The sequence below is a fragment of the Streptomyces sp. NPDC043427 genome, assembly GCF_056436655.1.
Map to the genome: position 1 here is coordinate 1 of NZ_JBWKCC010000014.1, position 23392 is coordinate 23392.

General features: G+C 72.1%; 20 protein-coding genes, 1 tRNA gene and 1 pseudogene. 16 read left to right on the forward strand and 6 right to left on the reverse strand.

All coding sequences use genetic code 11. The annotated features are described in order from the left end of the window. The first annotated feature begins 195 nt into the window (after positions 1-195). The 5 genes from moaC (at position 196) to AC067M_RS22340 (ending at position 3522) form a co-directional block, all read left to right on the forward strand. A complete protein-coding gene (gene moaC / locus AC067M_RS22320) occupies positions 196-708 on the forward strand; it encodes a cyclic pyranopterin monophosphate synthase MoaC (protein WP_478698761.1) in 513 nt (170 codons plus the stop codon). Beyond that, entirely contained in the window at positions 705-1247 is a 543-nt protein-coding gene (locus AC067M_RS22325) for a MogA/MoaB family molybdenum cofactor biosynthesis protein (RefSeq protein ID WP_478698762.1), read from the forward strand. The genes moaC and AC067M_RS22325 overlap by 4 nt, the downstream gene beginning before the upstream one ends. Then, a complete protein-coding gene (locus AC067M_RS22330) occupies positions 1244-1924 on the forward strand; it encodes a GNAT family N-acetyltransferase (RefSeq protein WP_478698930.1) in 681 nt (226 codons plus the stop codon). Before AC067M_RS22325 ends, AC067M_RS22330 begins: the two co-directional genes overlap by 4 nt. Before the next feature lie 172 nt (positions 1925-2096). Continuing rightward, positions 2097-3353, forward strand: coding sequence for a divisome protein SepX/GlpR (gene sepX, locus AC067M_RS22335; protein WP_478698763.1), 1257 nt, complete (start codon positions 2097-2099; stop codon positions 3351-3353). Between the two features lie 95 nt (positions 3354-3448). After that, positions 3449-3522 (forward strand) — tRNA-Ala (locus AC067M_RS22340). Between the two features lie 48 nt (positions 3523-3570). Here the strand turns inward: AC067M_RS22340 and AC067M_RS22345 are convergent. Further along, positions 3571-6015, reverse strand: coding sequence for an ABC transporter permease (locus AC067M_RS22345; protein WP_478698764.1), 2445 nt, complete (start codon positions 6013-6015; stop codon positions 3571-3573). Further along, positions 6009-6773 carry an ABC transporter ATP-binding protein gene (locus AC067M_RS22350; RefSeq protein ID WP_478698765.1) on the reverse strand — a complete coding sequence of 255 codons (765 nt, stop codon included), beginning with the start codon at positions 6771-6773 and terminating at the stop codon, positions 6009-6011. The genes AC067M_RS22345 and AC067M_RS22350 overlap by 7 nt, the downstream gene beginning before the upstream one ends. Before the next feature lie 161 nt (positions 6774-6934). Here AC067M_RS22350 and AC067M_RS22355 point away from each other — a divergent pair, with 161 nt between their 5' ends. Beyond that, positions 6935-8236, forward strand: a complete 1302-nt coding sequence (locus tag AC067M_RS22355) for a sensor histidine kinase (protein WP_478698931.1) — start codon at positions 6935-6937, stop codon at positions 8234-8236. Between the two features lie 17 nt (positions 8237-8253). Continuing rightward, a complete protein-coding gene (locus AC067M_RS22360; protein WP_478698766.1) occupies positions 8254-8868 on the forward strand; it encodes a response regulator in 615 nt (204 codons plus the stop codon). Here AC067M_RS22360 and AC067M_RS22365 read toward each other — a convergent pair. Further along, entirely contained in the window at positions 8858-9340 is a 483-nt protein-coding gene (locus AC067M_RS22365) for a GNAT family N-acetyltransferase (protein ID WP_478698767.1), read from the reverse strand. The two genes, AC067M_RS22360 and AC067M_RS22365, sit on opposite strands and share 11 nt — an antisense overlap. 80 nt (positions 9341-9420) lie before the next feature. Here AC067M_RS22365 and AC067M_RS22370 point away from each other — a divergent pair, with 80 nt between their 5' ends. After that, a complete protein-coding gene (locus tag AC067M_RS22370) occupies positions 9421-10224 on the forward strand; it encodes an exodeoxyribonuclease III (RefSeq protein ID WP_478698768.1) in 804 nt (267 codons plus the stop codon). Positions 10225-10452: 228 nt separating this feature from the next. Here AC067M_RS22370 and AC067M_RS22375 read toward each other — a convergent pair whose 3' ends face one another. Beyond that, complete coding sequence (locus AC067M_RS22375) at positions 10453-11073, reverse strand: MerR family transcriptional regulator (RefSeq protein WP_478698932.1); 621 nt, start codon at positions 11071-11073, stop codon at positions 10453-10455. Between the two features lie 185 nt (positions 11074-11258). On the opposite strand from AC067M_RS22375, the gene AC067M_RS22380 reads away from it, so the two are divergent. The 4 genes from AC067M_RS22380 (at position 11259) to AC067M_RS22395 (ending at position 14884) form a co-directional block, all read left to right on the forward strand. After that, positions 11259-12788, forward strand: a complete 1530-nt coding sequence (locus AC067M_RS22380) for a flavin-containing monooxygenase (protein ID WP_478698769.1) — start codon at positions 11259-11261, stop codon at positions 12786-12788. Next, positions 12785-13702, forward strand: coding sequence for an alpha/beta fold hydrolase (locus AC067M_RS22385; protein WP_478698770.1), 918 nt, complete (start codon positions 12785-12787; stop codon positions 13700-13702). The genes AC067M_RS22380 and AC067M_RS22385 overlap by 4 nt, the downstream gene beginning before the upstream one ends. Next, positions 13699-14583: an SDR family oxidoreductase gene (locus AC067M_RS22390; protein ID WP_478698771.1), complete on the forward strand. Its 885-nt coding sequence runs from the start codon at positions 13699-13701 to the stop codon at positions 14581-14583. The genes AC067M_RS22385 and AC067M_RS22390 overlap by 4 nt, the downstream gene beginning before the upstream one ends. An 88-nt stretch (positions 14584-14671) precedes the next feature. After that, complete coding sequence (locus AC067M_RS22395; RefSeq protein WP_478698772.1) at positions 14672-14884, forward strand: hypothetical protein; 213 nt, start codon at positions 14672-14674, stop codon at positions 14882-14884. Between the two features lie 159 nt (positions 14885-15043). Here AC067M_RS22395 and AC067M_RS22400 read toward each other — a convergent pair whose 3' ends face one another. Continuing rightward, positions 15044-18316 (reverse strand): S41 family peptidase, encoded by a 3273-nt coding sequence (locus tag AC067M_RS22400; protein ID WP_478698773.1) that lies wholly within the window; start codon positions 18314-18316, stop codon positions 15044-15046. 168 nt (positions 18317-18484) lie between these two features. Between AC067M_RS22400 and AC067M_RS22405 the strand changes: the two genes are divergently transcribed. From AC067M_RS22405 to AC067M_RS22415, 3 genes are all read left to right on the forward strand, one after another. Continuing rightward, positions 18485-19090 carry a TetR/AcrR family transcriptional regulator gene (locus AC067M_RS22405; RefSeq protein WP_478698774.1) on the forward strand — a complete coding sequence of 202 codons (606 nt, stop codon included), beginning with the start codon at positions 18485-18487 and terminating at the stop codon, positions 19088-19090. Positions 19091-19215: 125 nt separating this feature from the next. After that, positions 19216-21441, forward strand: a complete 2226-nt coding sequence (locus AC067M_RS22410) for an MMPL family transporter (RefSeq protein WP_478698775.1) — start codon at positions 19216-19218, stop codon at positions 21439-21441. Positions 21442-21609: 168 nt separating this feature from the next. Further along, positions 21610-22455 (forward strand): EamA family transporter, encoded by an 846-nt coding sequence (locus tag AC067M_RS22415; protein WP_478698776.1) that lies wholly within the window; start codon positions 21610-21612, stop codon positions 22453-22455. A 235-nt stretch (positions 22456-22690) separates the two neighbouring features. Here AC067M_RS22415 and AC067M_RS22420 read toward each other — a convergent pair. Next, positions 22691-22930, reverse strand: a pseudogene (locus AC067M_RS22420) (MFS transporter); the annotation flags it as partial. A 112-nt stretch (positions 22931-23042) separates the two neighbouring features. On the opposite strand from AC067M_RS22420, the gene AC067M_RS22425 reads away from it, so the two are divergent. Further along, complete coding sequence (locus tag AC067M_RS22425) at positions 23043-23318, forward strand: DUF1876 domain-containing protein (protein WP_478698777.1); 276 nt, start codon at positions 23043-23045, stop codon at positions 23316-23318. Positions 23319-23392 lie beyond the last annotated feature (74 nt).

Sequence of the window (23392 nt, forward strand, 5' to 3'; positions counted from 1 at the left end):
CCGCGTTGTCGTCGGTTGGCAGGGCTCCGCCCTGCCGCCCTCCTCCGCCTTGCGATGCACGGCACCGGACCCCGCTCCCTGATCCGGCCTGATCCAAACGAAAGACCCCAGCCCTCCTGGTTGGGGGTACCGTGTCGCGCACAACAGGCCCGAGCGCCGCACCGCGACGGGCCCGGACCGGGAGCGCGACACACCATGACTGTCCCTTCCCGGGGGGAGACCCCCGGACCCTCTGCGCAGGAGCGACTGACGCACATCGACGACGCGGGCGCGGCCCGCATGGTCGACGTGTCCGACAAGGACGTGACCGCGCGCACCGCCCGCGCCAGCGGCCGCGTCCTGGTCTCACCCCGCGTGGTCGAGCTGTTGCGCGGGGAGGGCGTGCCCAAGGGCGACGCCCTGGCCACCGCGCGGATCGCGGGCATCATGGGCGCCAAGCGCACCCCGGACCTGATCCCGCTGTGCCACCCGCTGTCGGTGTCCGGTGTGAAACTGGATCTGTCGGTCGCGGACGACGCCGTGGAGATCCGGGCCACGGTGAAGACGACGGACCGCACGGGCGTCGAGATGGAGGCCCTCACCGCCGTCTCCGTCGCCGCGCTCACCGTGATCGACATGGTCAAGGCGGTCGACAAGGGAGCGGTCATCACGGACGTACGGGTCGAGGAGAAGACGGGCGGCAAGTCGGGCGACTGGAGCCGGTCGTGAGCGCCGGGCCGTCCGCCGGTGGCGCGCCCCGAGCGTCGTACCGCGCGCTGGTCGTGACCGCCTCCAACCGTGCCGCCGCAGGGGTCTACGAGGACAAGGGCGGCCCGCTGATCGCCGAGGGCCTCGAAGGCTTCGGGTTCGCCGTGGACGGCCCGCAGGTCGTCCCCGACGGTGACCCGGTGGAGGCCGCCCTGCGTGCCGCCGTCGAAGCCGGGTACGACGTGGTCGTGACCACCGGAGGCACCGGCATCTCGCCGACCGACCGCACCCCCGAGGCGACCCGTCGGGTGATCGACCACGAGGTGCCGGGCATCGCCGAGGCCATCAGGGCGTTCGGACGGGAGAAGGTGCCGACCGCGGCGCTCTCCCGCGGCCTGGCCGGAGTGGCGGCCGGGACACTGATCGTCAATCTGCCGGGTTCCACCGGCGGGGTGAAGGACGGACTGGCCGTCCTGGAGCCCCTGCTGGTCCACGCCGTCGACCAGCTCCGCGGCGGCGACCACCCCAGACCCGGCACCGGCAGTGGGGGTGCGAGCTGAACAGCCCGTCCTGGCCCGTCGAACTGGCGGAGGGCGATGTCCTCCTCCGGCCGATAAAGCTGCGCGACCAGCGGGCCTGGCGCGAGGTCAACCGGCGCAACCGGGACTGGCTGCGGCCCTGGGAGGCGACCATCCCGCCGCCCACGCCCGCCGGTCCGATCGCGCACCGGCCGACGTACCGCCAGATGGTCCGGCATCTGCGCAACGAGGCGAACGCGGGCCGGATGCTGCCGTTCGTCATCGAGTACCAGGGCCGGTTGGTGGGGCAGTTGACGGTCGCGGGAATCACCTGGGGCTCGATGTGCTCGGGCCACGTCGGGTACTGGGTGGACCAGACGGTGGCCGGACGCGGGGTCATGCCGACGGCCGTGGCGCTCGTCGTGGACCACTGTTTCCGTTCCGTCGGTCTGCACCGCATCGAGGTCTGCATTCGCCCCGAGAACGGGCCCAGCCGCCGGGTCGTGGAGAAACTCGGATTCCGCGAGGAGGGCCTGCGGCCCCGTTATCTCCACATCGACGGCGCCTGGCGCGACCACCTCGTCTTCGCGCTCACCGCGGAGGAGGTGCCGGAAGGGCTGCTCGACCGATGGCGCCGGACCCACTCGACGAACTCGCAAAGCGCGCAGAACCCGCAGAGCTCACAGAACCCGCAGAACACTCCGGGCCCCGGTAATTGAATAAGTGTTCGAAAATGATCGCTCGATGACCATCTAGGGGCATTGAATTCGCCCCTCGGGCAGCCTGCTGATCGCATCGGTCACAAAAAAAGCTCGAAATATCAGCCGGATCGTGCGACACACCGGCTCAATTGGCGGATGGCCTCACGCAAACCCCTCTACCGTGTGAGGCGTGAGCAGCAGCGGCCTCATCTACGCAGTCATTGTCGGGGCCTGGGCCGCCTACTTGGTGCCGATGTGGCTCCGTAGGCAGGACGAGCTGAACGAGGCCCGTCCGACGGAACGCTTCAGCACCGCCATCCGGCTCCTGTCCGGACGAGCGGGCATGGAGCGCCGATACGCCAGGGACCTGCGGGCGCGCTCCACCGAGGAGGGGGAGTACGACGCCGGTGATCCGGACGCCGTCACCGACTCGGTGGACGTCCGGGCCTTCGCCGTGCCTCCGACCCGCCCGCAGGTGAAGGCGCCGGTCCAGGCACAGGAGCAGGCTCGGCCGGAACCGGCACGCGACCCGGAGCGGGAACAGGCGGCCAGGGCCGCGCGCGGAGGGGCCGCCAAGCAGGCGCCGTCCGCGGGCGACGCAGGCCGGCACCCCGAGTCCGGCACCGCGCCGGCCCGTAAGCGCGTCCCCTCCCCCCGGCGCACGTCCTCCGCGCAGGCCGACGCGGCTCGCGCCCGGCGTTCCAAGGCGCTCGCGCGCCGCCGGCGCACCACGGTGATGCTCTTCCTCGCTTTCACGCTCGGCGCGATCGTCGCCGCCGTCGGAGGCCTCGCGTTCCTGTGGGCGCCGGGCGTGCCCGCGGTGATGCTCAGCATCTACATCGGGCATCTGCGTGCCCAGGAGCGCCGCCGCTTCGCCTTCCAGATGGACCGGCGCCGGGCCGAGGCCGCTGCCCAGCGGCTGCGGGAGCGCGCCCGCCAGCCGCGCCGCCGCCCCACCCTCGACACGGGCGCCGACGACGTCGTCGACGAACCCGAGGAGGGGCCCGAGCCGGAGACGGACCCCGGCCTTTCGGCGCTCGCCGCCGACCGGCGCGCCCTCGTCGAGCAGACCGACCACGCCGAATGGGTCGACCAGCAGCGCGAGCGGCAGCGGCGCCCTGGCCACGGCGACAGCTGGGAGCCGGTACCGGTCCCGCTGCCGACGTACGTGACCGCGCCGGTCGCCCCGCGCGCCACCGCCGACGTCGACCTGGGGGCACCGGACGCGTGGAGTTCCGCCCGGTCGAGCTCCGTCGCACCGGAGCCGGAGCCCGAGGCGCAGCACCAAGAAGCGGCGGAGCCGCCGCCCGCCGAGGACAAGCCGTCGGCCGACGGCCGCACCGACGCCCGCCGCGCCGCATCCGCCCGCCGGGCGCGCGAGCGAGGCCGTACACCCCTGTTCGACCAGTACGAGGACGGCGAACGGCCGCGCGCCGCCAACGAGTGAGGCCCGCCGGCCGCCGCCGGGTGCTCCGCCCCTGGTCGGCGCGGAACGGATTTCCAAGCACCCGGACGGGGATGCTAGAGTTTCACTCGTTGCAAGGGCCTGTGGCGCAGTCCGGTAGCGCACCTCGTTCGCATCGAGGGGGCCAGGGGTTCAAATCCCCTCAGGTCCACGCAGCATGGAGCCCCAGTCGGCGAGAGCCGACTGGGGCTCCATCGTGTTAGTGGGACAGGACACCGCCGCGCCGCAGGGCGAGTGCCGTCGCGGTCGTCGCCGACAGGACCGCGAGTACGGCGCAGGCCGCCGTCGTCGCGGCGAGCGCGGGCCAGGGGACGGTGAGGGGGGCCGGGGCGGCCAGCAGGTGGAGCGCCGCGTCCATGCCGAGCAGGTTGAGGAACGTCACCAGCACGCCCAGCACCGCGCCGACGGCCACCACGGTCAGGGCCTCCGCGCCGACCAGGCGCAGTACCTGGAGTGGGGTGGCGCCGGCCAGGCGCAGGGACGCGAGTTCGCGGGTGCGGTCGGAGGTGGCCATGACCAGGGTGCTGGCGAGTGAGATGCCGGTGTAGAGCAGGGCGATGCCCAGGATCAGGAGCAGGCCGAGCCGGGTGGTGGAGTTGGTCCGCGGGTAACTCGCCCGGATCCACTGGGACTTCGTGAGCAGCTCGGCCAGCGGCTGCTGCCGTACCGCCTCGCCCAGGGCCGTGGCCACGGCGGCACGGTCCGCGCCGTTTCGCACCTTCACGTCGATCCGGTCGACGGACGCGCCGGGGGCGTTGGCCGGGGTCACGTAGACGCCGTTGTCGCCGGTGCCGGTGGCCAGGACCGCGGCGATCCGCAGGGATCTGCGGGTGCCGTCGCCGAGCCACACCTCGACGCGCTGTCCGACCGTGTGCCGGGCCCACTCCTCGTTCACGACGATCGAGTCGTCGTCCAGGTCGGAGACCCGACCCGCCGTCACCGGAAGCCGTACGGTCGCGGCGAGCAGCGCCGGATCGGCCGCGCGGGCCCCGGACTTGACGAGGGCCACGCCGTCCTCGAGGACATGGACGGCCGTCGCGGAGGTGGGGCAGACGTCGACGCCCGGTGTCCGCCGCAGACGGGTGAGCGTCGCGGGGGCGAAGGCCTGGTCGGCGGTCACCACGAAGTCCGCCGACGTCCGGCGTGCCACCTCCTGCGCCCTCGCCTCGTTCAGCGTCGAGGTGGCGCCGAGCAGGGAACCGGCGAGGGCGACGGTGACGAGGACGGGCGCCGCGACGGCGGCGGTGCGGCGGACGCCGGTCGTCGCGTTCTCGCGGACCAGCAGACCGAGGGCACCGGGCAGCCGGGCGGGCAGCCAGGCCAGCAGCCGGGTCAGCGGGCCGACCAGGGCCGGCGAGAGCAGCGCGACCGCGGTGATCAGGAGCATCGGGCGGCTGACGTACGTCTTGCGGTGCAGCAGGTCGCCCGGCTCGGTCACCAGCGCGTGAGCCAGGGTCGCCACGGCGGCGACCAGCAGGATCGCACCGCACAGCCGACGGCCCCAGGTCAGCGTGCCGTGGTCCACGGACGCCTCGCGCAGCGCCTGCGTCGGCCCCGTGCGCCCGGCCCGCCACGACGCGGCGACCGCCCCGCACAGAGCCACCAGCAGGCCCGTCCAGAACGCCAGGTGGTACGGCCACACGGCGTCGCCGATCGTGAACCACGCCGGGGCCAGGCCGCCGTCGACGACCCGGCCGGCCAGCCATGGAGCACCGTACGCGCCGAGGACACAGCCCGTGGCGGAGGCGAGGACGCCGACGAGCAGCGCCTCCGTGAGGACCATCCGGCGAAGCTGGCCCGGTGTGGCGCCCGCGGTGCGCAGCAGACCGAACTCCCGGCGCCGCTGGGCCACCGCGAAGGCGAAGGTGGACGCCACGACGAACACCGACACGAAGCCGGTCACACCGCCCGCCGTACCGAACAAGGCGTTCAACGCGGTGAGGGATCTGGCGTCGCGCTCCGGGTCGGCGTCGGCGAGGCGGCGGGCGTCGCCGGTGAGGACACGGACGCCGTCGCTGCCTCGTACGGCCGCGCGTACGGCGGCGACGTCGGCGGTGTCCACGACGAGCTGCGTGCTGCGAGGGGCGAGCCGGGCGGCCCGCGCGTCCGTGGAGAAGACGGCGTTCTCGAACCCGCGCGCGGGGACCGTCCCGACCACCCGGACCGTGCCGTGGGCGGTGCGCAGCCGCTCGCCCACGGCGGCCCAGTCACCGGTGGTCACGACCTCGCCGTCGGTCCTCGGGGCACGTCCCGTGCCGAGTGCGTACGGGGCGAACCTCGCGACCGACCACGGGTGGCCCACCAGATCGCTCGGGCCGCCCTCGGCCCGTACGGGGAAGGAGCGGTCCTCGGTGACCGTGCCCAGCCTCTTCAGGGCGGTGACGGCAGCCGGGGGGACGGGCTGGGGCTGCGGAAGACTCGACGTGCGCTCACCGATCGGCGTGGGGACGCGCAGGGTGTCCCGGCCCTTGACGACCAGAGGGGCTGCCGCGAAGCGCTCCGGGCGGTGCTCGGGCGCGTTCTGCGAGGAGGCAAGGGCCAGCCCCATCACGGCGATCAGGCCGACACCGAGCGACAAGGCGACGAAGCTGCCGACGAAGGTGACCCAGCGGGTGCGCAGGGTGCTCAGGGCGATGCTCAGCACGGGGTGACCTCCTCAGGAGCGTTCGGCGTGACCGCCGGTTCACCCGCCATCCGCGCCGCGATCGTCTCCGCCCCCGCGCCCACCAGTTCGCCGCTCATCCGCCCGTCGACCAGGAAGATCACGCGGTCCGCGTACGACGCCGCCACCGGGTCGTGGGTCACCATGACGACCGTCTGTCGCTCACGGTCGACGAGTTCGCGGAGCAGGGTCAGCACCTCCTGACCGGTGCGGGTGTCGAGCGCGCCGGTCGGTTCGTCGCCGAAGAGGACCTCCGGGCGGGTGATCAGGGCCCGGGCCAGGGCGACCCGCTGCTGTTGGCCGCCGGAGAGCTCGCAGGGGCGGTGGCGGGCACGGTCGCCCAGGCCGACCTGGCGCAGCGCCTCACGCACCCGGGACTTCGGAGGGCGCCGCCCGGCCAGCCGCAGCGGCAGGGCGACGTTCTGCTCGGCGGTGAGGGACGGCAACAGGTTGAACGCCTGGAACACGAAGCCGATCCGCTCACGGCGCAGCAGGGTCAGCCCGCGCTCGCTCAGCCCGGTCAGCTCCGTGTCCCCGATACGGACGGAGCCGGAGGTGGGCCGATCCAGCCCGGCGGCGCACTGCAAGAGAGTCGACTTGCCGGAGCCGGACGGGCCCATGACGGCGGTGAAGGTGCCCCGCGGGAAGGCGAGGGAGACCTGGTCGAGCGCGAGGACGCGGCCGTCGCCGGAGCCGTGTGTCCGGCTCACGGAGCGCAGTTCGATGGCGTGGCTGTTCATGCCGACAACGAAACCCCGCGGCCCCGCCCCTTATCAGTGCGGCAGGACCGAGACTTGGGGTAGGGCCAGGCATACCCCCGGCCCACCCCCTGGACCGATGGCCCGGTTCCGACCACCCTTCTACGGTGGTCCGCATGCACCCTCGCACCCTGTGGCAGGCCATGTCCCGCCCGGCCTTCCTGCTGTCGCCGTGGCCCTGGCGCGCCGCCGCCTACCTGCTGACGGGCGTGGTGGCGGGAGCCGTCCTGCTGGTGGCGCTCGTGGCCCTGGTCGTGGCCGGCGGTGTCCTGGCGGTCGTCCTGGTCGGGCTGCCCCTGCTCACCGTCACCGCGCTGGCCGGGCTGCCCGTGGGCGCGCTGGAGCGGCGGCGCCTGAGGCTGGTCGACGGGGAGGCGGCGCGGGGAGCGCACGCGGAGCCCGCCGCGCCCGGGCTCAGGAGCTGGCTCGGTACCCGGCTGCGAGAGCAGGCGACCTGGCGGGAGCTGGGCCATGCCCTGCTGTGGGCCTGCCTGTTGTGGCCGGCGGAGGCGCTCGTGGTCACCAGTGCGCTGCTCCTGCCGCTGTCGGTGGTCGCGACACCGCTGCTGATGGCCACGGTCGGCGACGGCCGGGAGGCCAAGGTGCTCAAGCAGTGGACGGTCACCGACTGGCCGACCGCCTTCGCCGCCGCCGTACTCGGCGTGCTGCTGCTGGCCGCCGGCGCGTACGTCGTCGGGGTGGCCGCCGGGGCGCGGGCCGCGCTGACCCGGCTGCTGGTCGCTCCGCCCGAGCGGGAGTTGGGCGCGAAGGTGGTCGAACTGACCCGCTCCCGCATCCGGTTGGTCGACGCGTTCGAGGCGGAGCGGCGCCGGATCGAGCGGGATCTGCACGACGGCGCCCAACAGCGGCTCGTGGCCCTCACGATGACCCTCGGTCTGGCCCGCCTCGACGCCCCGCCAGGACCGCTCGCCGACCAACTCACCAAGGCCCACGAGGAGGCGGGCGCGGCCCTCGCCGCACTGCGCGAGCTGATCCAGGGCATCCACCCCAAGGTGCTCGCCGACTACGGCATCGAGGCCGCCGTCGCCGACGCCGCCGACCGTTCACCCGTGCCGGTCGATGTGGACGTCGTACTGCCGGGGCGGCTGCCCGAGTCCGTGGAGGCCGCCGCGTACTTCGTGGTCTGCGAGGCCCTCGCCAACGTGGCCCGGCACAGCGGCGCCGAGCGGGCAGGGGTGATGGCACGTCATGAGCGGGGACGGCTGCGGGTCGAGGTGCGCGACGACGGGCGCGGTGGCGCGGACAGCGCCCGCGGCAGCGGCCTCACCGGACTCGCCGACCGGGTGTCAGTGCTCGATGGGAGACTTGCGCTGTCCAGCCCGCCCGGCGGGCCGACCGTGCTGCGTGTGGAGTTGCCGTGCAGGCCGATGGAGGGAGAGCCGATGGAGGAGATACGGACGGGGCGGGCCGACCGCTGCGCGTAGTCCTCGCCGAGGACAGCGTGCTGCTGCGCGACGGGCTCACCGGCCTGCTCGCCCGCTTCGGGTACGAGGTGGTGGCTGCCGTGGGTGACGCCGACGCGCTGCTCGCCGCTGTCGCCGCGCATCAGCCGGACGTCGTCGTGACGGACGTACGGATGCCGCCGGGCTTCCAGGACGAGGGGCTGCACGCGGCCGTGCGGCTGCGTGAGGAGCGGCCGGGGCTGCCGGTGCTGGTGCTCAGCCAGTACGTGCAGCGGGCGTACGCCGCCGAACTGCTCGACTCCGGTGACGGAACGGGCGTGGGCTATCTGCTCAAGGACCGCGTCGGCCAGGTCGAGGAGTTCGTGGACGCCCTCCGCGAGGTCGCGGCCGGCGGCACGGTCGTCGATCCGGAGGTCGTACGACAGCTGCTGCGCCGGCGCCGGGATCCGCTCGCCCGGCTCACCCCGCGCGAGCGGGAGGTGCTGGCGCTGGTCGCGGAGGGGAAGTCCAACGGGGCGATCGCGCGCGAGCTGGTGGTGTCGGAGGCGGCCGTGGGCAAGCACATCGGCTCCATCCTCACCAAGCTGGACCTGCCGCCGGCGGACGACGTGCACCGCAGGGTGCTCGCCGTGCTGGCCTACCTCAGGAGCTGAGCGCCTTCGCGTAGCAGCGGCTGGCCTCGTAGTGCCGGTAGTAGCCGAACTTGACGCACGGCTCGTAGCCGCTGGAGGTGTACAGGGCGATGGCCTCGGGCTGTTCGGTGCCCGTCTCCAGGACCATGCGGAGGCGGCCCGCCGCACGGGCGTCCTCCTCCAGGGCGGCCAGCACGCGCCGGGCGAGACCGCGGCCGCGCATGTCGTCGATCACATACATGCGCTTGAGCTCGGCGTCACCGTCCACATTGCCCTCGCCGTTGGCGTCCTGGCGGCGCCAGCCGCCCGTGGCGACGGGCCGGCCGGCCTCGTCGTAGGCGATGAGGTAGACCCCGTTCGGCGGTTCGAAGTCCGACGGGGCGAGCGGGGTGGCGTCGCCGCCGTCGCCGTAGCGCACGTGGTATTCGGCCTGGACGGCGTTGTTCAGCTTCACGGCGTCGGGGTGGTCGAACGGGACCCGGCGTATATGCATGCGCATAATCGTACATCTGTACTGGATCGAAGTTCGGACCACGTCCAGGCTGGTGCGGGGCTGCCGGTATCGTGCCGCGGGTGCTGACTGTGACCACCGTGAACGTGAATGGGCTGAGGGCCGCCGCGAAGAAGGGCTTCGTGGAATGGCTCGCCGACACCTCCGCCGATGTGCTGTGCCTGCAGGAGGTGCGCGCGGAGCCGCAGCAGCTGCCCGAGCACGTCCGCGCCCCCGAGGGCTGGCACACCGTGCACGCCCCCGCCACCGCCAAGGGCCGCGCGGGCGTCTCCCTCTACACCCGCCGCGAAGCCGACGCCGTCCGCGTCGGCTTCGGCTCCGCCGAGTTCGACGGCAGCGGCCGCTACGTCGAGGCCGACCTGCCCGGCGTCACGGTGGCCTCCCTCTACCTGCCCTCCGGCGAGGTCGGCACCGAGCGCCAGGACGAGAAGGTCCGCTTCATGGACGCGTTCCTCGCCCATCTCAAGGAGCTGCGCGAGCGGGCCGCCGCCGACGGCCGCGAGGTCGTCGTCTGCGGCGACTGGAACATCGCCCACCAGCAGGCCGACCTGAGGAACTGGCGCGGGAACACCAAGAACTCCGGCTTCCTGCCGGAGGAGCGCGAGTGGCTGACCCAGGTGCTCACGCCGGAGGCGGGCGGCTACGTGGACGTGGTCCGCGCCCTGCATCCGGACGTGGAGGGGCCCTACTCGTGGTGGTCGTACCGGGGGCGGGCCTTCGACAACGACACGGGCTGGCGCATCGACTACCAGGTCGCCACGCCGGGCCTCGCCGGCAAGGCGGTCAAGGGGTTCGTGGAGCGGGCGGCCACGCACGCGGAGCGCTGGTCCGACCACGCGCCGGTCACCGTCGTGTACGACCTCTGAAGAGCTCTGAAGAGCTCTGAAGAGCTCTGAGGAACCCTGGAGACCTCGCAAGACCTCCGGGGACCGCTAGGGCCTCTCGTTTGGATCATGCCGGGCTCGCGGGGTCCGGCACCGCGCCTCGCCGCGTTGTCGTCGGTCGGCAGGGCTCCGCCCTGCCGCCCTCCTCCGCCTTGCGATGCACGGCACCGGACCCCGCTCCCTGATCCGGCCTGATCCAAACGAAAGACCCTAGGGCGCCTTCCGCATCCTGCGATCCAGCGCCAGGGACAGTTCCGCATCCATCACACTCCTCGCCAGGGGGCGCAGGCGCTGGACGTCCTCCTCGGGGGCGTGGCGCAGGATCAGGTCGGTGAAGAGTTCGGCGAGGGCGTCGGCGTGTTCGCGGACGCGGCGGCCGGCGGCGAGGACCTCGGCGAGGGGGATGCCCTCGCGGACCAGGGCGGAGGAGACGTCCAGCAGACGGCGGCTGATGTGGACGATCTCCTCGCCGTCGATGCCCAGGTAGCCCAGCTCCATCGCGGCGGCGAGGTTCTCCGGGGTGACCTCGCCGGCGAAACGGTCGGCGAGTTCCCCGGCGCTCAGACGGACCGGTATCTCCTCCGTCGGGGTGTCCATGCCCAGGAGGTCACCGACGCCCCGGCCGTGGTCGAAGGCCTCCGCCAGCTCCGCGATGCCGCTGAGGGTGTGGCCGCGTTCCAGCAGCGCGGAGATCGTGCGCAGGCGGGCCAGGTGGTGATCGTCGTACCAGGCGATACGGCCCTCGCGGCGGGGCGGCGGGATCAGTTTGCGTTCGCGGTAGAAGCGCAGGGTGCGCACCGTGATGCCGGCCAGCCGGGCCAGCTCCTCCATGCGGTACTCGCGTCGTTCGCCGTCTTCTGCCACGTCAGCAGCCTAGGGCCTGTCCGGCAGGGCCCGGCGTACCCGCGGTTGCTTTCCCTCGCCCGACCCCTACCCATCGGTACGGCGCTGCTCTACTCTCCCCATTGCGCCAGTGTTCACTGGCGGAATTATGTACGGGCAGGAGGCGCGTCGGCATGACCGAGCATGTGCGGGTGGCGGTGATCGGGTCCGGGTTCGGGGGGCTCGGGGCCGCCGTACGGCTGCGGCGCGAGGGCGTCACGGACTTCGTCGTCCTCGAACGCGCCGACAGCGTCGGCGGCACCTGGCGGGACAACAGCTACCCGGGGTGCGCCTGCGACGTGCCGTCCCACCTGTACTCCTTCTCCTTCGCGCCCAACCCGGACTGGCCGCGCACCTTCTCCGGGCAGGAGCACATCCGCGCCTACCTGGAGCACGTCACCGACGTCTTCCGGCTGCGCCCGCACCTCCGCTTCGACTCGGAGGTGAAGCGGATGACCTGGGACGCCGGGCGGCTGCGCTGGGACATCGAGACCAGCGGCGGAAACCTCACCGCCGACGTCGTCGTCTCCGCCACCGGGCCGCTGTCCGACCCGAGGATCCCGGACATCCCGGGCCTCGACTCCTTCCCCGGCAAGGTCTTCCACTCCGCCCGCTGGGACCACGCCTACGACCTGCGCGGCAAACGCGTCGCCATGGTGGGGACCGGGGCCTCCGCGATCCAGATCGTGCCGTCCATCCAGCCTGAGGTCGGCCGCCTCACCCTCTTCCAGCGCACCCCGCCCTGGGTCATGCCCCGCGTGGACCGCGCGATCGGCGAGGCCGAACGCTGGGTCCACCGCCGGCTCCCCTTCACCACCCGCCTCAGGCGCGGGCTGCTGTGGGGCATCCGGGAGGTGCAGGTCCAGGCGTTCACCAAGCACCCCGACGAGCTCGGCTTCGTGGAGCGGCTGGCCAAACGCAACATGGCCCGTGCCATCAAGGACCCGGCCCTGCGCGCCAAGCTCACCCCGGACTACCGCATCGGCTGCAAGCGGATCCTGCTGTCGAGCGCGTACTACCCGGCGCTCAGCCGGCCCAATGTCGACGTCGTCGCCGGCGGACTCGCCGAAGTGCGCGGCTCCACCCTCGTCGCCGCCGACGGCAGCGAGGCCGAGGTCGACGCGATCATCTTCGGCACCGGCTTCCACGTCACCGACATGCCGATCGCCGAACGGGTCGTCGGCGTGGACGGGCGGACCCTCGCGGAGGCGTGGCAGGGCGGGATGGAGGCGCTGCGCGGTGCCTCGGCGGCCGGCTTCCCCAACTGGATCTCCATCATCGGGCCCAACACCGGCCTCGGGAACTCCTCCATGATTCTCATGATCGAGTCCCAGCTGAACTACATGGCCGACTTCGTACGGCAGTTGGACGTCCTCGGCGGCCGCGTCGCCCTCGACGCCCGCCCGGGCGCCGTGCGCGCCTGGAACCACCGGGTGCAGGAGCGCATGCAGCGCACGGTGTGGAACACCGGCGGCTGCACCAGCTGGTACCTGGACGCCAGTGGGCGCAACACGACCATCTGGCCCGGGACGACGAGTGAGTTCCGGCGGGCCACACGGCGGGTGGAGCTGGCGGAGTACGAGGTGCTGCGAACGCCGGTGACGGAGATCGCCGACATCAGCGAGGCCGCCGACGCCCAGAAGAACGCCGAGGCCTCCGCATGAGCCGCCCCACCTCCGTCTCCTCCGGCGCCTACACCCCACCCACGCCCGCGCACGAACTGACGGCGATCTCCGCCGACGGCGCCCCGCTGCACGTGGAGGTGCACGGCCCGAAGAGCGCACCCGCCGTCGTCCTCGCGCACGGCTGGACCTGCTCGACCGCCTTCTGGGCGGCCCAGATACGCGACCTGGCCGTCGACCACCGGGTCATCGCCTACGACCAGCGCGGCCACGGACGCAGCCCGGCGAGCCCGGCGTGCAGTACGGACGCGCTCGCCGACGACCTCGTCGCCGTTCTGGACGCGACGCTCGCGCCGGGCGAGAAGGCGGTGATCGTCGGTCACTCCATGGGCGGCATGACGGTGATGGCCGCCTCGACGCGCCCTGGCTTCCGGGAGCATACGGCGGCCGTCCTGCTGTGCAGCACGGGCAGTTCGGCGCTGGTCGCCGAGTCGACCGTCGTACCGATCCGGGCCGGGCGGTTGCGGACCTGGCTGACCCGGCACATCCTCGGGTCGAAGGCGCCGCTCGGGCCGGTCACTCCACTGGCCAGGCGGATCCTCAAGTACGGGACGATGGGCCCGGGTTCGGCCCCGCACATGGTCGAGGCGTGCGCGCGGATCGTGCACGCCTGCCCGCGCCGCGTCCGGTACGCCTGGTCGCACGTGCTCGAAATGCTCGACCTCGACCACGGGGTGAGGGAGCTGACGGTGCCCACCGCCGTCGTCACCGGCACGGCCGACCGGCTGACGCCACCGGTGCACGCGCGCTCGCTGGTGGCCGCGCTGCCGCACTGCGTCGGACTCACCGAACTGCCCGGAGTCGGCCACATGACACCGGTCGAGGCACCGCGGACGGTGACCCGCATCGTCCGCGAACTCGGCACCACCTACGTAGGGATCAAGGAGGGCGCATGAGCAGGGTGAGCCTCGAAGGACAGGTCGCCGTCGTCACCGGGGCCGCGCGCGGCGTCGGGGAACTGCTAGCCCGCAAGCTGTCCGCGCGGGGGGTGAAGGTGGCGCTGGTCGGCCTGGAGCCGGACGCGCTCAAGCAGGTCTCCGAGCGGCTGCACACGGACAGCGCCCACTGGTACGCCGACGTCACCGACCACGAGGCCATGGCCCGGGTCGCGCAGGAGGTCAAGGAACGCTTCGGGAAGGTCGACATCGTGGTCGCCAACGCGGGTGTCGCGTCCGGCGGCCCCTTCGCCGACTCCGACCCCGAGGCGTGGCGACGGGTCATCGAGGTCAACCTCATCGGCTCGGCGGTGACGGCCCGCGCCTTCCTGCCGGTGCTGACGGAGAGCCGGGGCTACCTGCTCCAGATCGCCTCGCTCGCCGCGATCACCCCGGCGCCGATGATGACCGCGTACTGCGCGTCCAAGTCGGGCGTGGAGGCGTACGCGCACAGCCTGCGCGCAGAGGTCGGCTACAAGGGCGTGAAGGTGGGCGTCGGTTACCTGTCGTGGACCGACACCGACATGGTGCGCGGGGCCGACCAGGAAGCGGTGATGCGGGAGCTGCGGCAGCGGCTGCCGTGGCCGTCCAACAAGACCTACCCGCTGTCTCCCGCGGTGGACCGGCTCGTGGCCGGGATCGAGCGGCGGTCGAGCCATGTGTACGGGCAGTGGTGGCTGCGCGGCATGCAGGGCGTCCGCGGGTATCTCCCGGGGATCATCGGGACCGTCGGACAGCGGGAGATGAAGCGGTTCGCGCCCCGCTTGCAGGGGATGCGTACGGGACTCTTCGGTGCAGGTGGGGCGGCTGACGAGGAGGCTCGGGCTACGCAGCGTAGTTGATCGAAATGCGTGGGTAGTCGTGGCGTGTGAATCTGGTCGAGGCCCCACTGAGGGGCCAATCCAACACCCACTACGGGAGTGAACCCACATGGGCATGAAGGACCAGTTCCAGGACAAGTCCGAGCAGCGGCAGCAGCAGGGCCGGGAGAAGATGGACCAGGCCAGGGAGCGTGCCGGCCAGCGCGGCGAGCGGGGTGAGCGCGGTGAGCGTCCCGAGCGCGGGCGGCGCGACGAGGAGACGGAGCGTGAGCGTCAGCAGCGCGAGGAAGAGGACCGCTTCGCGCAGGACTACGACGCGTAGCCGCTGCCGCTGGGCTTGACCGTTGAAGCGTGGGGTGCCCTGGGTTTGTGAGGGCGCCCCACGTTTTGGTTGCGCGTTTTCGGTGCGTTGTCGGGTGCGGGTGGGTGGGGGTTGGTCGCGCAGTTCCCCGCGCCCCTGGGTAAGTTTCCCAGCCCCTGCCTATGAGCGCGGGGGGAGTCCTGGCCTTGAGCGGTTCGGGACGTTGTGCAAGTCCGGTGGGGTTGCCGGGGGGTTCGTTTCCAGGAGTTCCAGGGCCAAGTAGACCGCGTCGGAGAGTTGGGCGTGGCGGCCCTCGGCCCAGTCGAGGGGGGTGCGGAGGATTTCTACGTCGGGGGTGACGCCCTTGTTCTCGATGGACCAGCCGTATGCGTCGAACCAGGCGGCGTTCATGGGGACGGTGATGACGGTGCCGTCGCCGAGTTGGTGGCGGCCGGTCATGCCGACCACGCCGCCCCAGGTGCGCTGGCCCACCACCGGCCCCAGGTTGAGCAGTTTGAAGGCGGCCGTGATCATGTCGCCGTCGGAGGAGGTCGCTTCGTCCGCGAGGGCGACGACCGGGCCGCGCGGGGCGTTGGAGGCGTAGGAGACGGGCTGGGCGTCGCGGGTGAGGTCCCAGCCCAGGATGGTGCGGGTCAGTTTCTCGACGACCAGTTCGCTGATGTGGCCGCCCGCGTTGCCGCGTACGTCGACGAGCAGGGCGGGACGGGAGACCTCCATGCGCAGGTCGCGGTTGAACTGGGCCCAGCCGGAGCCGCCCATGTCGGGGATGTGCAGGTACCCGCAGCGGCCGCCGCTCAACTCCCGTACGACCTCGCGGCGTTTGGCCACCCAGTCCTGGTAGCGCAGTGGCCGCTCGTCGACGAGGGGCACCACGGCCACCCGGCGAGGGGGCCCGGTCTCGTCGTCCGCCGCGGTGAAGGTGAGCTCCACCGTCGTACCGCCCGCTCCCGCGAGCAGCGGATACGGGCCCGTCACCGGGTCCACCGGGCGGCCGTCCACGTGGGTCAGGATCGCGCCCTCGCGGATCCCGGTGCCAGCCAGCGGGGAGCGGGCCCTGGAGTCGGAGGAGTCGCCGGCCAGGATCCGCCGGACGGCCCACCCGCCGTCCCTGCGGACGAAGTTGGCGCCCAGCAGGCCCTGCCGGCGCTGGTACTGGGGCGGCCCCTCGTTGCGGCGGGCGGCGCTGACGTACGCGTGCGAGGTGCCCAGCTCGCCCAGCACCTCGCGCAGCAGGTCGGCGAACTCGTCCGGGGACGCGACCCGTTCGACGAGCGGCCGGTACTGGTCGAGGACCGCGTCCCAGTCGATGCCGCACATCCCCGGATCCCAGTAGTAGGCGCGGATCAGCCGCCCCGCCTCGGCGTAGGACTGGCGCCACTCGGCGCCCGGGTCGGCCTGGTGCAGGATGCGCCGCAGGTCGATCCAGACCGTCGTGTCCGAGTCGCCGGATTCCGTGGACGGCACGGCCCGCAGGTCGTCCTCGTCGACCACGACCAGCCGGGTGCCGTCCCCGCTCACGGTGAACAAGTCGAGGTGCTCGACGAGTTCGGACTTCTTCGCCTTGCTGATGGTGAAGTGTTCCAGGGTCGGACGGCCGGTGGTGTCGTCCGGGTTGGCGAAGGTCTCGCCCAGCGCGCCGGAGATCGGCCAGCGCAGCCAGACCAGCCCACCGCCCGCGACCGGGTGCAGCGCGGAGTACTTGGAGGCGGCGACCGGGAACGGCGTCACCCGGCTCTCCAGCCCCTCGGTCTCCACGGTCACCGTGCCGTCGCCGCCCTCGTCGTCCTCGGCGGGGTCCAGGCCCCCGGCGGCCGGGCGGCCCTCGGGGTTCAGCGCGAAGGGGGAGGGCGTCGCGGACGACAGGGGCACCAGGTAGGGGCGGCAGCCGAGCGGGAAGGAGAGGTCGCCGGTGTGGACGTCGTACACCGGGTCGAAGCCGCGCCAGGACAGGAAGGCGAGATAGCGGCCGTCCCTGGTGAAGACCGGGTTCTCGTCCTCGAAGCGGCCGTTGGTGACGTCGACGATCAGCGAGTCGCCGTTCCCGGCTCCGGAGATCCGCGCCATCTTGATCTGGCGCAGCGAGCGCCCGATCCCCGGATGCGACCACGTCAGCCACGCCCCGTCCGGGGAGAAGGCGAGGTCGCGCACCGGCCCGTTGATCGACCGGATCAGCTCGGTCACCTCGCCGTCGGAGTCCTCCGTGCCCGCGACGGCAGCCGCTTCGTCGGACACGGTGAGCAGGAGCAGCCGTCCGTCGTGCGAGGCGATGGCGAGCCGCTCGCCCTGCGGATCGCAGACCAGTTCCAGGACCCGGCCCAGCTGCCCGGAGGCCAGCCGGCGCGGCTCACGGGCGCCCGTCGCGCGAGGCAGGTAGGCGATCTCGACGGCGTCCTCGCCCTCCGCGTCGGTGACGTACGCGACCTGACCGGCGGCGCCGAGCATCTCCGGGAGCCGGATGCGTACGCCCGGGGTGTCGATGAGAGTGCGGGCGGGGCCGTCGCGGTGGGTCAGCCAGTACAGGCTGCCGCGCACGACGACGGCACTGGCCCGCCCCGTCTCGTCCACCGACAGTCCGTCCACGTGCCGCGCGGCCGGGATCGGGTAGGGGCGGCGGCCCGCGCGCGGCCCGCTCAGCCGGACGTCGAGCCGGCGCGGCACGGTTGCGGGGGACAGGTCGTCGACGATCCACAGGTCACCGGCGCACTGGTAGACCACCCGGGTGCCGTCACTGGAGGCGTGCCGGGCGTAGAAGGCGTCGTGGTCGGTGTGGCGGCGCAGGTCGGAGCCGTCGTACGCGCAGGAGTAGAGGTTGCCGACGCCCTCGTGGTCGGAGAGGAAAGCGATCCGGCCGCCGACGAACATCGGGGAGTGCAGATGTCCGCCGATGTCGGCGAGGAGCCGCTCGCCGTGCAGCCACAGCCGGCCCATGGCCCCGCCGCGGTAGCGCTTCCAGGAGGCCGGTTCGTGCGGCGGGGTGCCGGTCAGCAGCAGGGTCTTTCGTTCGCCCTCGATGTCGGCGACCTGGAGGTCGGAGACCGGGCCCCAGGGGAGCTTGCGGCCGGGGTCGCCGTCGGGGGTGACCTTGTAGGCCCAGGTGAAGTACGAGAAGGGCTCGCCGTGGGAGGCGACCGCGAGGATGTCGCCCTCCGGGGTCCAGCCGGTGACCTGGGTGTCCGGGCTGCCCCAGTGGGTGAGCTGTCGTCCCGGCCCGCCGTCGACCGGCACCAGGTGGATCTCCGGGACGAGGCTGCGCCAGCTGGTGTACGCGATCAGGCGGCCGTCGGGGGAGAAGCGGGGGTGGCCGGTCTTGGTGCGGTCGACGGTCAGCCGCCAGGCGCGGCCGGGGCCGTCGAGCGAGGTCAGCCAGAGATCGTCCTCGGCCACGAAGCACAGCAGGTCTCCGCTCAGATGCGGCAGGCGCAGATAGCTCACCCTTCCATGCTCACCTTTCCGGGCTTTTCCGGCGAAACAGGCGGGTCACCTTATGCGTCCTTGACAGACGTGACCCACCACACGTACGAAACGGTTTCGTTTCGATGCCCGACGGGGTATCTTCGTGGTGTACGAACACGAAAGGGCACGGGAGCAGGAAGGCCAGCCATGACCGAGGTCGCGACGACGCGTCGCAGTCGGATCACGCCCGAGCGCGAGGCCGAACTGTACGAGGCCGTGCTCGAGCTGCTCCGCGAAGTCGGCTACGACGCCCTCACCATGGACGCCGTCGCCGCGCGCACCCGCTCCAGCAAGGCCACGCTCTACCGCCAGTGGGGCGGCAAGGCCGAACTGGTGGCCAAGGCGGTGCGGCACTCCAAGCCGGGCGGCATGGCCCTCGAGGAGATCGACACCGGGTCCCTCAAGGGCGATCTGCACGCCCTCACGCTGATGTCGGACGACTGCACGATGGAGCAGAACTCCGCGCTGATGCGGGGACTGGCCATGGTCGTGCACGGCAATCCGGAGCTGCTGCGCGCGTTCCACGACCATCTCATCGAGCCGGAGATGGCAGTGTTCCGTCGCGTGCTGCAACGCGCGATCGACCGGGGCGAGGTCCGCCCGGACAACCCGGCGATCGAGTTCGTGATGCACATGATGATGGGCGGTTTCGCCGCCCGCACCCTGATCGACGAGCAGCCGCCGACCCAGGCCTTCCTCCTGTCGTACATCGACGCCGTGGTCCTCCCCGCTCTCGGCGTACGCACCACCTGATCTCCCTCCCCGCAGTCACCACCTGACGCGACCGCTCACGTCGTCGGGCCGATCACCCCTGCCTCCCCGCCGGGTTGGTCACCCCTGCCCTGATTCACCTACGACCTGACCGGGAGTACGCCCTCGTGGCCACGTTCCTCTACAAACTCGGCCGGTTCGCCTTCCGGCGAAGGCATTTCGTCGCCCTGCTGTGGGTGGCGCTGCTGACCCTCGCGGGCGTCGGCGCGGCCAGCGCCCCCGCCGCGGGCTCCACGTCCTTCTCGATACCCGGCACCGAGGCGCAGAAGGCCTTCGACCTGCTGGAACAGCGCTTCCCCGGCTCGAACGCCGACGGCGCGACCGCCCGGGTCGTCTTCAAGGCCCCCAAGGGCGAGAAGATCTCCGACGCCGACAACAAGGCGACCCTCGAGAAGACGGTGAAGGAGCTGGCCGACGGCTCCGAGGTAACCTCCGTCGCCGACCCGTTCCAGGCGCACGCCGTGAGCAAGGACGGCACGATCGCCTACGCGTCCGTGCGGTACGACGTGTCCGGCATGGAACTCAAGGACTCCTCCCGGGACGCCCTGGAGGACGCCGGGAAGCACGCGCAGAAGGCCGGGCTGACCGTCGAGATCGGCGGTGACGCGCTGCAGGCCGGGGCCGAGCCGGGAGCGATCGGTGAGGTCGTTGGTCTCGCCCTCGCCGCGGTCGTCCTCGTCATCACCCTGGGCTCGCTGGTCGCGGCCGGACTGCCGCTGCTGACGGCGATCATCGGCGTCGGTATCGGTGTCTCCACCATCACCGCCCTCGCCAACGCGCTCGACCTCGGTGACACCACGTCCACGCTGGCGTTGATGATCGGTCTCGCGGTCGGCATCGACTACGCGCTGTTCATCGTCTCCCGCTACCGCGGTGAACTCGCCGAGGGCCGCTCCCGCGAGGAGGCGGTCGGCCGCGCCACCGGCACCGCCGGCTCGGCGGTGGTCTTCGCGGGCCTCACGGTCGTGATCGCGCTGGCGGGCCTCGCGGTCGTCAACGTCCCGATGCTGACCAAGATGGGCCTCGCGGCGGCGGGCACGGTCGTGGTCGCCGTCCTCATCGCGCTGACCATGATCCCGGCGCTGCTCGGGTACGCGGGCAAGCGGATCAAGCCGGCCGGCGAGAAGCGGGGGAAGCGCGACGAGGGGACCGTCGAGAAGCCGGCCGAGCCCGGCCTGGGCGCCCGTTGGGCGAGCTTCGTCATCCGCCGTCCGGCCGCGGTGCTGCTGCTCGGCGTGGTCGGTCTGGGCACGGTGGCCGTCCCTGCCACCCAGCTGGAACTGGGTCTGCCCGACGACGGCTCGCAGCCGACCTCCACGACGCAGCGTCGCGCGTACGACGTTCTCTCGGAGGGCTTCGGCCCCGGCTTCAACGGTCCCCTGATGATCGTCGTCGACGCCAAGGACAGCGACGACCCCAAGGCGGCGGCCACCGAGGTGACCGACAGCATCAAGGGCCTGGAGGATGTCGCGACGGTGACCCCGGCGATGTTCAACAAGGGCGGCGACACCGCGACGATCACCGTCATCCCGGGGTCGAAACCGTCCTCGACGCAGACCGAGGACCTGGTGCACGCCATCCGTGACAAGGGCGGCGACATCAAGGCCGACACGGATGCGAAGGTGCTGGTCACCGGCACCACCGCGATGAACATCGACTTCTCGCAGAAGCTGACCGACGCGCTGATCCCGTATCTGGGTCTGGTGGTCGGTCTCGCGTTCCTGCTCCTGATCGTGGTCTTCCGCTCCATCCTGGTCCCGCTGAAGGCGGCCCTCGGCTTCCTGCTCAGCGTGCTCGCCGCGCTCGGTGCCGTGGTGGCGGTCTTCCAGTGGGGCTGGCTCGGCGGCCTGCTCGGCGTCGAGGAGACCGGTCCGATCATGTCGATGATGCCGATCTTCATGGTGGGCGTGGTCTTCGGTCTCGCGATGGACTACGAGGTGTTCCTCGTGACCCGCATGCGGGAGGCGTACGTGCACGGAGAGTCGCCGAGCCAGGCCGTGGTGACCGGGTTCCGGCACAGCGCCCGGGTGGTGGCCGCCGCCGCGATCATCATGATGGCCGTCTTCGGAGGCTTCATCAGCTCCAGCGAGTCCATGATCAAGATGATCGGCTTCGGTCTCGCCGTCGCGGTCTTCTTCGACGCGTTCGTGGTCCGCATGGCGATCGTCCCGGCGGTGCTGGCCCTGCTCGGCAAGAAGGCCTGGTGGCTGCCGAAGTGGCTGGACCGGGCGCTGCCCAACGTGGACGTCGAGGGCGAGGGCCTGAAGGACCTGAGCGACGCGAAGGACAAGGACGGCGACCCCGACGAGGACCGGGAGCTGGTGCGCGCCTGACGCACCGGCTCCGCTGAAAGAGCGGCCGGTGAGGGCTTCCGTGGGGACGGGCTGCCTTCACCGGCTTCTTTCTTTCCTGGGGCGCCTTCCTTCTGGTGCGACCGTGAGTCACGTGCCCCTTGCACCCACTAGCGTGCTGTGGATGACCACAACTGACGAGCGGACCCCGTGACCCCGGCCGTCGCCGCGGCCGTCCTTGTCGCGGCGGTCACGCACGCCGGCTGGAACGCCCTCGCGCACCGCATCACCGACAAGCTGGTCGGGTTCACGCTCATCGCCGGGGGCGGCAGCCTGATCGGGTTCGCCATGGCGCCCTTCGTGACGTTCCCGGCGGCGCAGGCGTGGCCCTACCTCACCGGCTCCGCCGTCATCCACATCGCGTACTACCTCCTGCTCATGCGGTCCTTCCGGCTCGGTGACTTCGGGCAGGCGTATCCGATCGCGCGCGGCTCCGCCCCTCTCGTCGTCACCGTGCTCGCCGCCCTCTTCGCGCACGAGGTGCCCGACGGCTGGGCCGCCGCCGGCATCGCGCTGTCCTGCGCCGGGCTGACCGGCGTCGCCCTGTGGGGGCTGCGCGGGCAGCGGCCCAACTGGGCGGCGATCGGGGCCGCGTTGGCGACGGGGATGACCATCGCGGCGTACACCGTCGTGGACGGGCTGGGAGTGCGCGCCTCGGGGTCGGCCCCTGGGTACATCGCCTGGCTGATGGCCGTCGAGGGTCTCGCCATCCCCGCGTACGCGGTCTCGCGCTGGCGTCGGGACACCGTCGCCACGCTGCGGCCCTTCGCGGCGGTCGGGCTGCTCGGCGCCGCGCTGTCCGTCACGGCGTACGGGCTCGTCCTGTGGGCGCAGACCCGCGCGGAGCTCGCGCCGGTCGCGGCGCTGCGCGAGTCGTCGATCATCGTGGGCGCCGCCATCGGCGCGGTGTTCTTCAAGGAGCGGTTCGGAGCGCCGAGGATCGTGGCGGCGGGGCTGCTGGTGGTCGGGATCGGGTTGATGCTGCGCGCCGGGTGAGACGGCCGTTTCCTCAACGGACGTCGGCCCGCTCGTCCCGCTCCTCGCGCTTCTCCTCCAGCGCCGCCCCCCGAGGCAGCAGCAGCGGTGTCGCCGGCAGCAGTACGCCCGCCACCGCGCCACCGCGATCGCCGCGCGCGGACCGGTCAGGGGCGCCAGGAGTCCCCACTGCGCCGTCAGGGCCGCGGTCGTCGCCCACCGGTTGTACACGGCGCAGCACGTGATCAGCCCGAGCCGCGATCATCACCGGACGCTTGCGGCGGAACTCCACCCACGGCCCGAGCGGCACCGCCACCGCCGCGCCCACCGCGAGTCCCGCGGCCGCCAGCAGCGACACCTGGGCCGTCCCGGCGTGCAGCACGATGACGGCGATCAGCGGAAACGCGTCGAAGGCGAGCCAGGTACCGAACGTACTGACCGTGTACGCCGTCCACAGCCACCCGAACCGCCGCCCCAGCGCCCGCTCTTGCCCCAAGTCTCCGTTCCTCCACCTCCCACACGATTCCGCCGCCTCATTTCTGCCCCCGTGGGTGCGTCCGCTCGTCGGCAGGAGCACTCTGGAAGCAGGTGTTCTGGAGGTGATCGTCATGATGCACACCACTGTGGGGTGGCATGTCGAGCTGGAGTTCCAGGAGGACGAGCAGCACACGCGGGCGGCCGCGCTCGTGCGCCTGCCCGACGGCAGCGAGGTACGGGCCCGCGGGCACGCCACACGGCACCGCACCGACTCCAATCAGCCGAGGGTCGGTGAGGAGATCGCAGGGGCACGCGCGCTCAACGAACTCGCGATGCAGTTGCTGACCAAGGCGCACGAGGAGATCGACGCGGCGTCCGGCCGGACCTCGCACCCGATCAACGTCTGAGCCATCCGATCAACGACTGAGCCATCCGGTCGACGTCTGCGTCACGGGAGCGACGCCTGTCCCGCGATCGACGT

Bases quoted from the DNA above. Each gene is read 5' to 3' on its own strand.
- AC067M_RS22425 (WP_478698777.1), top strand. From the start codon at position 23,043: ATGATGCACACCACTGTGGGGTGGCATGTCGAGCTGGAGTTCCAGGAG.
- AC067M_RS22375 (WP_478698932.1), bottom strand. From the start codon at position 11,073: ATGGAGGAGCTGGCCCGGCTGGCCGGCATCACGGTGCGCACCCTGCGC.
- AC067M_RS22365 (WP_478698767.1), bottom strand. From the start codon at position 9,340: ATGCATATACGCCGGGTCCCGTTCGACCACCCCGACGCCGTGAAGCTG.
- AC067M_RS22380 (WP_478698769.1), top strand. From the start codon at position 11,259: ATGACCGAGCATGTGCGGGTGGCGGTGATCGGGTCCGGGTTCGGGGGG.
- AC067M_RS22405 (WP_478698774.1), top strand. From the start codon at position 18,485: ATGACCGAGGTCGCGACGACGCGTCGCAGTCGGATCACGCCCGAGCGC.
- moaC (WP_478698761.1), top strand. From the start codon at position 196: ATGACTGTCCCTTCCCGGGGGGAGACCCCCGGACCCTCTGCGCAGGAG.
- AC067M_RS22390 (WP_478698771.1), top strand. From the start codon at position 13,699: ATGAGCAGGGTGAGCCTCGAAGGACAGGTCGCCGTCGTCACCGGGGCC.
- AC067M_RS22350 (WP_478698765.1), bottom strand. From the start codon at position 6,773: ATGAACAGCCACGCCATCGAACTGCGCTCCGTGAGCCGGACACACGGC.
- AC067M_RS22395 (WP_478698772.1), top strand. From the start codon at position 14,672: ATGGGCATGAAGGACCAGTTCCAGGACAAGTCCGAGCAGCGGCAGCAG.
- AC067M_RS22355 (WP_478698931.1), top strand. From the start codon at position 6,935: ATGTCCCGCCCGGCCTTCCTGCTGTCGCCGTGGCCCTGGCGCGCCGCC.
- AC067M_RS22385 (WP_478698770.1), top strand. From the start codon at position 12,785: ATGAGCCGCCCCACCTCCGTCTCCTCCGGCGCCTACACCCCACCCACG.